General features: G+C 68.1%; 14 protein-coding genes. 11 read left to right on the forward strand and 3 right to left on the reverse strand.

Translation table 11 applies throughout. The features are described 5' to 3' along the window. Positions 1 to 8 precede the first annotated feature (8 nt). From BP26_RS0107160 to BP26_RS0107195, 8 genes are all read left to right on the forward strand, one after another. On the forward strand, positions 9 to 725 hold the full coding sequence (locus tag BP26_RS0107160; RefSeq protein WP_029919893.1) for an EI24 domain-containing protein: 717 nt from the start codon (positions 9 to 11) through the stop codon (positions 723 to 725). Positions 726 to 827: 102 nt separating this feature from the next. After that, on the forward strand, positions 828 to 1,646 hold the full coding sequence (locus tag BP26_RS0107165; RefSeq protein ID WP_029919894.1) for a hypothetical protein: 819 nt from the start codon (positions 828 to 830) through the stop codon (positions 1,644 to 1,646). Positions 1,647 to 1,979: 333 nt separating this feature from the next. Continuing rightward, entirely contained in the window at positions 1,980 to 3,371 is a 1,392-nt protein-coding gene (locus BP26_RS0107170) for a hypothetical protein (RefSeq protein WP_029919895.1), read from the forward strand. A 178-nt stretch (positions 3,372 to 3,549) separates the two neighbouring features. Beyond that, positions 3,550 to 5,565, forward strand: coding sequence for a lytic transglycosylase domain-containing protein (locus BP26_RS0107175; RefSeq protein WP_084182881.1), 2,016 nt, complete (start codon positions 3,550 to 3,552; stop codon positions 5,563 to 5,565). Continuing rightward, positions 5,562 to 6,821 carry a multifunctional CCA addition/repair protein gene (locus tag BP26_RS0107180; RefSeq protein WP_029919897.1) on the forward strand — a complete coding sequence of 420 codons (1,260 nt, stop codon included), beginning with the start codon at positions 5,562 to 5,564 and terminating at the stop codon, positions 6,819 to 6,821. The genes BP26_RS0107175 and BP26_RS0107180 overlap by 4 nt, the downstream gene beginning before the upstream one ends. After that, complete coding sequence (locus BP26_RS0107185; protein ID WP_211254855.1) at positions 6,818 to 7,219, forward strand: DUF3574 domain-containing protein; 402 nt, start codon at positions 6,818 to 6,820, stop codon at positions 7,217 to 7,219. The genes BP26_RS0107180 and BP26_RS0107185 overlap by 4 nt, the downstream gene beginning before the upstream one ends. Before the next feature lie 17 nt (positions 7,220 to 7,236). Then, the gene (locus BP26_RS29290; RefSeq protein ID WP_157572403.1) at positions 7,237 to 7,398 is read left to right on the forward strand and encodes a hypothetical protein; all 162 of its coding nucleotides are present in this window, start codon (positions 7,237 to 7,239) and stop codon (positions 7,396 to 7,398) included. A 64-nt stretch (positions 7,399 to 7,462) separates the two neighbouring features. Then, positions 7,463 to 7,864, forward strand: a complete 402-nt coding sequence (locus tag BP26_RS0107195; RefSeq protein WP_029919899.1) for a DUF350 domain-containing protein — start codon at positions 7,463 to 7,465, stop codon at positions 7,862 to 7,864. A 64-nt stretch (positions 7,865 to 7,928) separates the two neighbouring features. Here the strand turns inward: BP26_RS0107195 and BP26_RS0107200 are convergent, their stop codons facing one another. Further along, positions 7,929 to 8,738 (reverse strand): undecaprenyl-diphosphate phosphatase, encoded by an 810-nt coding sequence (locus BP26_RS0107200; protein WP_029919900.1) that lies wholly within the window; start codon positions 8,736 to 8,738, stop codon positions 7,929 to 7,931. Between the two features lie 124 nt (positions 8,739 to 8,862). Between BP26_RS0107200 and BP26_RS0107205 the strand changes: the two genes are divergently transcribed. After that, positions 8,863 to 9,633: a pteridine reductase gene (locus tag BP26_RS0107205; protein WP_245611739.1), complete on the forward strand. Its 771-nt coding sequence runs from the start codon at positions 8,863 to 8,865 to the stop codon at positions 9,631 to 9,633. 96 nt (positions 9,634 to 9,729) lie between these two features. Next, positions 9,730 to 10,023 (forward strand): MafI2 family immunity protein, encoded by a 294-nt coding sequence (locus BP26_RS0107210; protein WP_029919902.1) that lies wholly within the window; start codon positions 9,730 to 9,732, stop codon positions 10,021 to 10,023. 31 nt (positions 10,024 to 10,054) lie between these two features. Here the strand turns inward: BP26_RS0107210 and BP26_RS0107215 are convergent, their stop codons facing one another. After that, entirely contained in the window at positions 10,055 to 10,522 is a 468-nt protein-coding gene (locus BP26_RS0107215; RefSeq protein ID WP_029919903.1) for a dihydroneopterin aldolase, read from the reverse strand. 25 nt (positions 10,523 to 10,547) lie between these two features. Then, entirely contained in the window at positions 10,548 to 11,345 is a 798-nt protein-coding gene (locus BP26_RS0107220; protein WP_029919904.1) for an NRDE family protein, read from the reverse strand. A gap of 62 nt (positions 11,346 to 11,407) precedes the next feature. Between BP26_RS0107220 and BP26_RS0107225 the strand changes: the two genes are divergently transcribed. Next, positions 11,408 to 12,259 (forward strand): EcsC family protein, encoded by an 852-nt coding sequence (locus tag BP26_RS0107225; protein ID WP_029919905.1) that lies wholly within the window; start codon positions 11,408 to 11,410, stop codon positions 12,257 to 12,259. The last annotated feature ends 252 nt before the right edge of the window (positions 12,260 to 12,511 follow it).

The following is a 12,511-nucleotide window of genomic DNA, read 5'->3' on the forward strand; positions in this document are numbered from 1 at the left end:
AAAGGCTGATGACCGACGCCCTGGCGAAAGCCCTCCGCGATTTCTTCACCCCGCGCATGCTCGGCCTGGTGCTGTGGCCGCTGCTCGGCTCGGTGTTGCTGTGGTCCCTGCTCGGTTATTTCTTCTGGCACGACCTGGTCAACGGCCTGCAGCACCTGGCCTCGGTGCCGGCGCTGAAAAACCTGTTCGGCGACACCGTGCTGCACGTGGTCAGCGAATTCAGCGTAGCCGTCGCCCTGTTCCTGATCCTGCCGCCGCTGGTGCAGGCCACAGCCCTGCTGATCACCGCCACCGTGGCGATGCCGCTGATGGTCGAGTTCGTGGCGCGGCGCGACTACCCGCAACTGGAGCGCCGCCGCGGCGGCACCATCATGGGCAGCGTCTGGAACGCCCTGGGATCGACCCTGGCCTACCTGCTGCTGTGGCTGGTGACCTTGCCCCTGTGGCTGTTCGGCCTGCCCGCCGTCGTACTGCCGGTGCTGCTCAACGGCTGGCTCAACGACCGTCTGTTCCGCTACGACGCCCTCTCCGAGCACGCCAGCCGCGACGAGTACGCCCTGCTGCGCGGCCGCGCCGGCGGCCGGTTCTACCTGCTCGGCTGCGTCGCCTCCCTGATCCAGCTGGTGCCGGTGGTGAACCTGGTCGCGCCGGTCTACTCCGGCCTCTGCTTCATCCATTTCGGCTGCGCGGCGCTGGTCAGGCTGCGTTCATCTGCGGCTGCTTGAATATCAGCCGGCAGGCCGACTTGAATTCGGCCGTTCCGGCGGCATTTTTGCCCTAGAACGCTGTCCAACGTTGCAAGTGACGTCGTCCCACGGAGTTTCTCCATGTCCAGATCCTTTTTATCCAAATCAGCGCTGATCCTGCTGCTGGCGGCCTGCGCCGGCTTCGGCGGCGCCGCCGCGGCGGCGGATGCCACCCTGCCGCAGGTCTACGACGCCGCCAACAGCGGCCACCTCGACCAGGCACAGACCATGATGGTGCAGGTCCTCAAGGACCACCCGAACAGCGCCAAGGCCCATTACGTGGCGGCCGAGCTGGATGCCCGCCAGGGCAGGTTCGCCACCGCGCGTGACGAGTTCCAGACCGCCGAGCGGCTCGAGCCGGGCCTGCCCTTCGCCAAGCCGGACTCGGTGAACGCCCTGCGCGCGCAGTTGTTTCCGCAGCAGCGCGCCACGCCGGTGAACAGCATCGCGCCGATTCCTGCGCATTCCTCCGGCATTCCCTGGGGCATGGTGCTCGGCATCGGCTTCGTCGTCGCCATCGCCTGGATGTTGCTGCGGCGGCGTCAGCAGGCGGTGATGCCCGGCGGCTACGCCGGTCCGGGCGCGGGCGGCGCGCCTTACGGCGGCGGCTACGGCAATGGCTATCCGCCTCCCAGCGGCGGTTCCGGCCTGCTCGGCAGCCTCGGCACCGGTCTTGCGGTCGGCGCCGGCGTGGTGGCGGGCGAAGAGCTGGCGCACCGCTTCCTCGACGGCGGCGAACGGCGCGTGGAAGGAGGCGGTGGTGGCGACAGCTACCGCGAGCCGCAGCGCGACCCCAACGCCGATATGGGCGGCAACGACTTCGGCGTCAACGACACCAGCTCCTGGGACGATGGCGGCGGCGACAGCGGCGGTGGCGGCGGGGACGACAGCTGGTCCTGAGCCGTATCGTCCGATCCCGCTTTCTTCCAGAGGAGGAGCCGCCGATCGCGGACTCCTCCTCGGGGGATAGTGGCGAGCCGCTTCTTCGCAGGGTGATCCGGGAGCGTGCCGATGGTATTGGGTAGGGCGTAGTAGCGCCCCTCCGTCCGGCGCCCGGGGGCCTGTGGGTACTGCTCAGGTACGGAATTGGATTTTTCGCAATGAGGTGACGCCAGCCGTCCGTGTATTGTTGCAGTGCGGTGAAGGATATTTGCCAAGGACGCTCGACTCGGCTTATTTTCCAGCCAGGGGAAAGTGTTCCCCAACAAAAAAATACATGGATGGAGATCACCGATGCGCAACATGCGCCGTCTGGCTGCTGCTCTGGTCTCGGGGTTGTTCCTGGTTTCCTTCGCCGCCGGCGCCGATGATGCGCAAGGCGTCGGCGCCATCAACGCCGACGGCGCGCCCTTGCCGATCGACCTCGGCGCGCCCGACGCACTGGCCGGTACGCCGAAGGGTCTCAACCTCGCCTGCGACTGGCGTCCCGCCAACGGCACGCCCACCACGGCCAGCCCCACCGGCATCCGTTACGGCTACATCGAACTGGCGGCCGGCTATTACCAGGTGTTCCTGTCGCCGTATTTCCCGGTAGGCACGACATTCCGCATCGAAGGCCAGTATCCCAAGGCGCGCAACTTCTCCTACCAGCTCTACAACGGCCCCAATGGCGGCCTGGGTTACCTGCCCGACTACAAGGTGCAGCCCGACCCGGGCAGCCAGTCGCCGTTCAACGGCGTCAACACGCTCGATACCGCGATCCAGCCCGGCGGCCACTACACCGTCCGCATCGTCTACGGCGTCGCGCCGGCCACCCCGGCGCCGAACACGCTCTACGTCACCGCCAAGAATTTCTCGCTGGGCAGCCAGGCGGTCTTCATCTACCGCATCTACAACGCCCTCGGCAACCTCGACGTCATCGATCACGGCGGCGTGCCCCTGCCGACCGTGTACAAGGAAACCGCCAGCGGCGACGTGACCCTCGCCAGCCTCGACAACAAGGCGGTCTGCGACCTCGGCATCGGCCAGCGCAACCTGCGCCGCGTGGCGCGCGCCCAGCTTTCCGACATCGTCAACGCCAATCCGCAATATCCCAAGCCGATCGCGGCCAAGCCGGTGCCGGCGGCGCCGGTGTTCATGCTGCGCGACAACGCCAGCGACGTGCTGCTCAATTCCGACAACCGCTACATCTATGCCCTGCTGTCGCAGAAGCCCGGCGACCTGGTGCTGATGCGGGCCAGGGCGCCGACCTACGCCACGGGCCCCAAGGCCGGCTCCGATCCGCAGCTGCGCCACTGGTCGATCTGCCAGAACGCCTACGTCACGGTGGAGACCTACGCCTGCATCGAGGACAGCAACGCCACCATCGACAAGGACGGTTTCTTCAACATCGTCATCTCGGTGCCGGCCAAGCGCCCGGCCAACGCCGTGCCGTCGCGGGGTTTCGACTGGCTGACCTACGGCACCGATCAACAGGCCGCGCCAATCCTGCGCCACATGCTGGCCTCCCCCAACTTCACCCAGTCGGCCTTCGCCGTGCCGCAGGGCCAGGCCGCGTCGGCGCCGCTGATCATGGGCGACTACTTCCCGGTGTCGACCTATTGCGCCAACAGCGTGTTCAGCGCGCACACCAATGCCGGCGAGACACCGAAACAGGTGTTCGCCGCCTGCGCGGCGGGGCAGTAGGGCAAGCGCGGCGGCAGCCGGATAACGGCAGCCGCCGCATTAATCGAAGACTCCCCGGGCCGCGCCCGCCTACAATGGGCGGGTGAGCGGCGGTGTGCCGCGGCTTTTTCCGGCCGCGGCAGGAAACTCGCCGCCGCTGCTGCACTCCAAACAAGGTCTGCCAGGCTTGGATCTCCTCATGCGGCTGAAACGTGCCCCGTTGCTGCTCGTGCCCGCATTGCTTTGCGCGGCACTGCTGGCGCGCGCCGATGACGATGCCTACGCCGCCGCCCGGCAGGAATTCCTCCGCGCCTACACCCCGGCCAGCGCCATGCTGCCCGAGGGGCCGGCGCAGGACAGCGCGGCGCTGCAGGCCTATCCGCTGTATCCCTACCTCGAAGCGGCGCGGCTGCGGCGCGACCTGCGCCTGGCGCCGGATCCGAATGCCGTCGACGTGCGCATCGCCGCCTTCATCAAGGACAACGCCGACCAGCAGGCCGCGCGCGCCTTGCGCCGCGCCTGGCTGCCCGACCTGGCGCGGCGCAAGTCCTGGTCGATGTTCAACACGCATTACGTCGATACCGGCTCCGATCCCGCCCTGCGCTGCAATGCCTTGCAGGCGCGCATCGCCCTCAACCTGACCAAGGACCTCGCGCCGGCCATCGTCGAGCAATGGCTGACCGGCCGCGACACGCCGGCCGAGTGCGAGCCCGCATTCGACTGGCTGCGCGCGCGCAAGCTGCTGCCGCCCTCGCTGATCGATCAGCGCGCGCGGCTGGCGCTGGCGACCGGCAATGCGCGCCTTGCGCAGAATCTGCTGAAGACGCTGCCGGCGGAGATGGCTGCGCCGCTGCGGCAATGGGCCGCGCTGATCGAGCAGCCGCAGCGCGAGATCGATCGCCTGATCGCCGGGCCGGAACTGCCGGTGGAAACGGCGGCCTTGCTGGACGGCTGGCAGCGCCTGGCGCGCGCCGATGTCGATGCGGCGTTGCAGCGCTACCAGCCGCTGGTCGATGCGCGCAAGCTCGATGCGGCCGGCGCCAGCATCGCCGCGCGTTCGCTGGCCCTCGGCGCGGCCTGGAGCCGCCGCCCGGAAGCCCTGACCTATTTCAGCCGCGTCGCCCCCGGCGATATCGACGAGCGCACCGCGGAGTGGAACGTGCGCGCCGCGCTGTGGAGCGGCGACTGGACGCGTACCGCGCAGGCCCTGGCCACGCTGTCGCCGGCGCAGCGCGAACTGCCGCGCTGGCGCTACTGGTCGGCGCGCGCCAGCGAAGTGCAGGGCGATGCCGCCGCCGCGCGCGCGGTCTATGTGCAGCTCACCGCCAACGACAACTACTACGCCGTACTGTCCAGTGCGCGCCTGGGCCAGCCGTTCGCCCCGCATCCGCAGCCGCTGGCCATCAACACCGCCATCGGTACGCAGATCGCGCAGCAGCCGCCCTTCGTGCGCGCGCACGAGCTGCTGCTGTGTGATCTCAAGTCGCTGGCCGCGGTGGAATGGCAGGTTGGCCTCGAAGGCCTCGATCCCGCCTGGCGCGTGCAGGCCGTGCCGCTGGCGCTGCGCTGGGGCTGGTACGAGCAGGCCATCGCCAGCGCCAGCAAGCAGGGTGTGTACAACGATTACCAGTTGCTCTATCCGAAGCCGTACGATGTCGCGGTGCACGCCGCCGTGGCCCTGACCCAGGTGCCTGAAGACCTGATCTACGCCATCCTGCGCCAGGAAAGCCTGTACGACGCCGAGGTGGTGTCGCGCGCCGGCGCCATGGGCCTGCTGCAACTGATTCCCGACACGGCACAGCGCGTGGCGCGGCGCTGGCAGCGTCCGTCGCCGGCACGCGGCCAGTTGTTCGATCCCAACGTCAACGTGCCGCTGGGCAGCGCCGAGCTGCATGACCTGCTGGAACTGTTCGGCAACCAGCAGCCGCTGGCCATCGCCGCCTACAACGCCGGGCCGAACGCCGCCACGCGCTGGCTGCCGGATGCGCCGCGTGACGCGGCGGTGTGGATCGAGAACATCCCCTACAACGAAACGCGCGACTATGTGCAGCGCGTGCTGTGGCATTCGGTGGTGTTCGGCTGGCGCCGCAGCGGCGAGCCGCAGAAGGCCGATGCCTGGCTGGGGCAGATCGCGGTGCCGGCGGTGCCGCCGGCGCAGACGCAGGCCCCGGTTCTCGCCGATCCGGTGGCGCCCGATCCGGCGCCTCCGAAATGAAGGCCTACCTGGTCGGCGGCGCGGTGCGCGACGCCCTGCTCGGCCTGCCGGTGAAGGAGCAGGACTGGGTGGTGGTCGGCGCCAGCCCGGAAGACATGGTCGCCGCGGGCTACCGGCCGGTGGGCAAGGACTTCCCGGTGTTCCTGCATCCGCAGACCAAGGAGGAGTACGCCCTGGCGCGCACCGAGCGCAAGTCCGGGCGCGGCTACCACGGCTTCACCTTCCACACCGGCACCGACGTCACACTGGAGGAGGATCTGATCCGGCGCGACCTCACCGTCAACGCCATGGCGCGCGACGAGCACGGCGCACTGGTCGATCCCTACGGCGGCCAGCGCGATCTGGAAGCGCGCATCCTGCGGCACGTCTCGCCCTCCTTCGCCGAAGACCCGGTGCGCATCCTGCGCCTGGCCCGTTTCGCCGCGCGCTTTGCGCCGATGGGTTTTCGCGTCGCCGACGAAACCATGGAGCTGCTGCGGCAGATGGTGCAGCGGGGCGAGGCCGACGAGCTGGTGCCGGAACGGGTATGGAAGGAAACCGAGCGCGCCCTCTCCGGCGACGGCCGTGTCGAGGAAGGCTACCGGCCCAGCGTCTACTTCCAGGTGCTGCACGACTGCGGCGCGCTGGCGCGGGTGATGCCGGAGCTGGCGGCGCAGTCCGGCGTGCCGCAGCGCGCCGACTACCATCCCGAGGTCGACACCCTGGTGCATACCCTGATGTGCATCGACGTCGGCGCGCGGCTGGGCTTCCCGTTGCCGGTGCGCGTCGCCGCGCTGCTGCACGACCTGGGCAAAGCAGTGACGCCGCAGGCGGAACTGCCCAGCCACCGCATGCACGACATGCGCGGACTGCCCCTGGTGGAGCAGTTCTGCGCGCGCCTGCGCGTGCCCAATGCGCAGCGCGACCTGGCCCTGGCGGTGACGCGCGACCACCTGCTGGTGCACCGCGTGCGCGAATTGCGTCCCGCCACCCTGCTGGAATTGCTGGAGCGGCTCGGCGCCTTCAAGCGCGGCGAGTTCTTCGACCAGGCGCTGGACGCCTGCCTGTGCGATGCGCGCGGCCGTCTCGGCCAGGAGAACTGCGACTACCCGCCGGTGGCCTACCTGCGCGCGGCGCGCGAGGCCGCCGTCGCGATCCAGGCCGGAGAAGTGGTCAAGGACGGCTTCAACGGCGTGGCGGTGGGCGAGGAATTGAAGAAGCGGCGCACCCAGCGGCTGCTCACCTTCCGCCAGGACAACGGGGAGCACGGCACTTGAGGCGCCTTGCCATGTCGGTGCTGGCATTGCTGTCGGCCTGCGCCTCCAATCCCGCATCGCTCTGCACGCCGGGACAGCAGGCCGCAATCCAGGACACGCTGTACTTCGGCACCGGCCGCGTCCACGGCGGCGCGGTCACGCCACAGGAATGGGAGGGCTTCGTCCGCGACGAGATCGCGCCGCGCTTTCCGCAGGGCTTCAGCATCCTCGAAGCGCAGGGGCAGTGGCGCAACGCCGACGGCAGCATTGCCCATGAGCAGACCCACGTGCTGCAATTGCTGCATCCGGTGGATGACAGGAGCGAGCGCGCCGTGGGTGAAATCGCCGATCGCTACAAGACGCGCTTTGAGCAGGAGGCGGTGTTGCGCGTGCGCGCCGCTGCCTGCATGTCGCTGTAGACGCAAGCTTTACGGCCATGCGCACCCTGTTCGCCTTGATGGGCACCACCGCGGTGGGCTGGTTCGGCTGGTGGCTGGGCGCGTTGTGGGCACTGCCCGCGGCGGTGATACTCGGCGCCGTCGGCAGTGGTGTGGGACTCTATTGGGGCAGGCGGCTGTTCGATGAATGGCTGGGATGAAAGCGGCCGCCGCGACAGTTTGCGGTCAAGCAGTAATTGAAGATCATCGGAGTAGAGATCGTCGATGGACAAATATCTGAGCAACCTGCCGGCCTTCATCGAATGGTGGAGCCTGGCCGCGTTGCTGTGCTTCGCCTTCGCCACCGTCTACGTGCTGATCACGCCGCAGCATGAGATCAAGCTGATTCGCGAGGGCAATGTCAGCGCCGCCGTGTGCTTCTGCGGCGCGCTGATCGGTTACGTGCTGCCGGTCGGTAGCGCCCTGGCCCACGGCGATAGCCTGCTCGACTTCTTCCTGTGGGGCCTGGTGGCGCTGGTGGTGCAGCTGCTGGTCTACCTGATGATGCGCCTGCTGATCCGCGACCTGACCCGCCACATCGAAGCCGACCGCGTCTCGGTGGCGATCTTCTCCGCCACCATCTCCATCTGCGGCGGCATCCTCAACGCGGCGGCGATGGTCTACTGAGAAAACCCCTCTCCCGGAGGCCGAGGGGCAGGGGCGAGGGGCGCGATCTCCCGGAGGTGAAAGATCAGATCGCCGACGGCACCCGGGCCATATACACCAGCAGGGCCACGCCAACGACGATGCGGTAGATGGCGAAGGCGGTGAAGCGATGGCTGCGGATGTAGCCGAGCAACCACTTCACCGCCACGAACGCGGTGATGGTGGAGACGACGAAGGCGATGCCCAGGTCGGCCCAGTTCTCGCCGCCGGCACCGCCGTGCTTGAGCGCCTTGAGCAGCTCGTAGCCGCTGGCGGCGAACATGGTCGGGATGCCGACCAGGAAGGCGAATTCGGTGGCGGCGGCGCGGTTGCTGGTGCCCAGCAGCATGGCGATGAAGATGGTGGCGCCCGAGCGCGAGGTGCCGGGGAACATGCCCGCCACCACCTGCGCCAGGCCCACGGCGATGGCCACAGTCCAGGTAATGCGCGCGCTGTCGGCCTTCTTCGCCGCCAGCCATTCGGCCACCAGCATCCATACGCCGCCGATGATCAGGGCCCAGGCTACCGGTCCCAGCTCCTCGGGCAGCTTGAAGTGCAGCTTGCTGACCAGGAGGAAACCGAACACCGAGGTGATGAGGAAGGCGGCGATCAGCTTGAGCGAGTAGTCGCGGTTTTCCGGCTTGTGGAAGCCGCGCGTCAGTTCCCACAGGCGGGCGCGGTAGATCAGCATCACCGCCAGGATGGCGCCGGCCTGGATCACCACGTTGAACACGTCGCTGCGCGCACCCAGGCCCAGGTGCTCGGCGATGAGCAGGTGCCCGGTGCTGGAAATGGGCAGGAATTCGGTGATGCCTTCGATCAGGCCGAGCAGGATGACTTGCAGCAGGTCGCTCACGATAAGGTCCGTAGAATGGTTAGGGTCTGTTCATAATCATTTGGACACAGCGACCAAATGATTATGAACAGGCCCTTAGGGGTGGCGCGTCTGAAACACGCTATAACAGGATAAAGGAGCAGCCATGGAATTGCGCGAGGATCAGGAGGGCGGCATGGCCTTGAGCGGCACGGCCCTGGTGACGGGCGGCGGGCGCCGCGTCGGCGCGGCCATCGTCCGCACGCTGCACGGCGCCGGCATGAACGTCGTGATCCACCATCGCGCCGCGGATGACGACGCCCGCGTGCTGGCCGCCGAGTTGAACCTGCTGCGACCCGACTCCGCCGTAAGCCTCGGCGCCGACCTGCTGGTCGTAGAGCAGATCGAGCGGCTGGCGGAGCGGGCCGAGGCGCAGTGGGGCCGGCTCGACGTGCTGGTCAACAACGCCTCCACCTATTACGAAACGCCGCTGGGCGGCATTACCGAGCGGGCCTTCGACGACCTCGTCGGCACCAACCTGAAGGCGCCCCTGTTCCTGTCCCAGGCCTGCGCCGCGGCCTTGCGCCTGGCGCAGGGCGCCATCGTCAATATCAGCGACCTCTACGCGCGCAAGCCGCTCTTCGCGCGCGCGCCCTATTGCGCGGCCAAGGCCGGACTGGAGGCCATCACCCGGGTGCTGGCCCTGGAGCTGGCGCCGGAGGTGCGGGTCAACGCGGTGGCGCCGAGCAGCATCCTGTGGCCGATCGACGACAGCGTCGACGAAGCGGCGCAGCGGGCGCATCTGGCGCGGATCCCCGCCGGCCGGCTCGGCGGCGCGGCGTCCATTGCCGAAGCGGTACGCTACCTGGTGAGTCCCGCGGCGGCGTTCATCACCGGTACCACGCTGGCGGTGGATGGGGGCGAGGGCCTGCTTTAGAGTTGCTGCGGAAGACGCGGACGGGCAAAGCCGCCGTCCGGGACTACGGGGTCGGCATTCTCACGTAACATCCCCGGTTTGACGGAGTGCAAGTAGATGACGCAGGAAGAAGCAGGTCTCATGCTTGCCATGCAACGCGCGCTGCTGTCGCGTGTGCCGCACTCGCTGATCGCGGTGTCGGTCGAACTCGACTACGACGTGGTCCGTGTCCGCAACATTTTCGACAGTACGGGGACCGAGGACGAAAAAGGCTTGCTGAGCGAAGCCGGCACGGAACTGATCGGGGAGTTTTCCGAGTCCTACCGGATCGAGGAGGAATTCCTGGTGGTCGAAGAGCGTTCGGAAATGGAACATCTTTCCTCGCTGGTCTTCCTGCGCTACGAGCCCTGATTGGGGCTGCCGCCCGCAAGCCTGCGCCGGGCTACTTGCCCTTCTTCGCACTCCTGCCTTTCTGCGCAGCGGGCTTCTTCCCGGCTGCCGCTGTTTCCACGCCGCGCGTGTGGCGCCGCCGGAACAGCTCGACGCCGGCGCCGTGCGTTTCATTGAAGATGTCCGGCTTGAGCAGGGACACGCGCACCGCGTCGACGCGCTCGTCCTCGAAGCCGAACTCCACCAGCTCCTCCGCCAGCGTTTCCAGCAGCGGCGTATGCGCCTTCCGCTCCCAGGCGCGGACGTAGTTGCGCACGCGATCGTAGTCGATCACTTCGTAGAGACCGGCAGGGCGGCGGGGCGGATTGAGTGCGTACAGCTCCACTTCCACCCAGAGCCGCGTCGGCTTTTCCGGGTGCAGTTCCCAGGGATGCAGGCCGACCTGCACCTCCACCTCGATCCGGCGCAAGCGCGCACAGATGTAGTCGTCCGGCGGCAGCCTGTCGCGCAAGTCGCTCATTGTCTGTCTCTCCTCTTCTTCTTGTTCATGGCGGGACCGTGCCGGGCGCGGACAGCGTCAGCTCCAGGCACACATCGCCGAGCGGCTGCTTGTCCGGGCCGAAGCTGCGTTCGAACAGCGTGGCGCGGCCGTCGCGCCGGATCAGCAGCACGGTACTGGCGCGGGTGCCGTAGCGTTCGCTGCGGATGAAGGCGGGGGCCAGCATGCGTTCCATCTCCAGGCCGACACCGGTCTGCGGCAGTTCGGCATCACCGGCCTTGCGCTCGTCGGCCAGGGCTTCCAGCAGGGGGGTGATGTCTGCGTCCGCAGTGCCGTCCTGTGCCGACAGCCAGTCGCCCAGGCGTGCGCTCAGCTGCAGCGTCTTCGGCCAGGGTGCGTCATAGGGACCGTTGGAGATGCCATGGATGCCCGGCTGCACCGGCCGCGGCCGGGCTTCGTTGCGGTTGCTGACGAAAACCAGTTGCGCGCCGTCCCACAGCAACAGGTTGTGCGGCCCGTAGGCGTCGCGGGCGGCATGGATCCGCGCCGCCTCTTCAGCTGCCGGGACGTCGCCGATGGCGAAATCCTTGACCAGCGCCCCGCGCGAACGCGGCGCTGGAGCGAGGTGCGGTTCGCGCACATTGGTCACCGCCGCCAGCCGCGCCTTGCCCGACAGCGCCAGCCAGCTGCCGCCCTCGCGCAGGTCGCGGCCGCCCACCACCTCGGGCGCATCCGCCCACTGCGCCAGCGGCGCGGTCGGCCGGCCATGGAACTCGTCGCGGTTGGCGGCGAGCGCCAGCACGTAGTCGGGGTGGGCGTCCCAGGCGAAGGAAATGAGGCACATGCGTCATTTTATGATTGTCACGGTCAAAGGGTATGCTGCATACAAAAAGGACCTGCGACACGATGAGCCCCCTGAACGAATACGAACACGAGCAGCTGGCGCTGATCCGCGCCTGGCGCGGCCAGCAGCCCGGCCTCGCCACCCGCACCATCGGCCACGCCACCGGCCCGCTGGCCAATGCCGCCGAGAAGATGGTGCCGACCCTGGCCCTGCGGCTGGCGCTGGACGCGGTGCATGCCACCGCCGTGCGGATCACTGACCGGCGCTCCATCCTCAAGCGCGGCGGCGTCGCCCACATCGAAGATCTGCGCCTTGTGGAGCTCGAAATCTGCGACCGCCTGGCGCAGCAGGTCAGTCGCCGCGCGGCCATGATGGCCGGGGGCAGTGGTGCCGTATTCGGCCTCGCCGGCGGCCTCGGCCTGATCGCCGATCTGCCGACCCTGCTGACCCTGACCTTCCGCACCATCCACCGCATCGGCCTCTGCTACGGCGAAGACCTCGCCGCGCCGGAACGCCGCCGCCTGCCGGTGGCCGTGTTCGCCCTGGCCTCGGCCAACTCGATGCAGGAAAAAGCCGCCGCCCTGGCCGCGATCGACTCCGTCGGCGAAGTCGACGACACCATCGACCATGAGGCCGGCGTGGACGGCGTCAGCCGCGCCGCCCAGCGCGAACTGGCCAAGGACAGCGTCGCCTTCAGCCTCAACAACCTCGGCAAGAGCCTGGCCCGCAACCTGGGCTGGCGCAAGGCCGGCGAGTCCCTGCCGGTGATCGGCGCCCTGGTCGGCGGCTCCGTCAATGCCTGGTACCTGCGCGACCTTGCACGGTCGGCGCAGTACACCTTCCAGCTGCGCTGGCTGCGGCAGAAGTATGGGCATGAGCATGCGCTGCATATTGCCGGGGATGAGACGACGTAGGCGCTCTTCCGCACCACTCTCCGAACATCGTCATTCCGGCGAAAGCCGGAATCCAGGCTTCGATGAATTTGGATTTCGGGTGAACTTATCTTGGAAGCGGAACCCCGTAGGGTGGAATAAGCGAAGCGCATTCCACCTTCCGCCGTAGGCGGAACGCGGCTTTTCTTCTCACTCTGAAACTTCGGTGTACGCGCTAGCGCGCGAGGCGTTTAAGTCACAGATTGAAGTTGCGGTTCCGCCTTGAAGGCGGGT

This window comes from Nevskia soli DSM 19509 (genome assembly GCF_000711955.1).
GTDB lineage: Bacteria > Pseudomonadota > Gammaproteobacteria > Nevskiales > Nevskiaceae > Nevskia > Nevskia soli.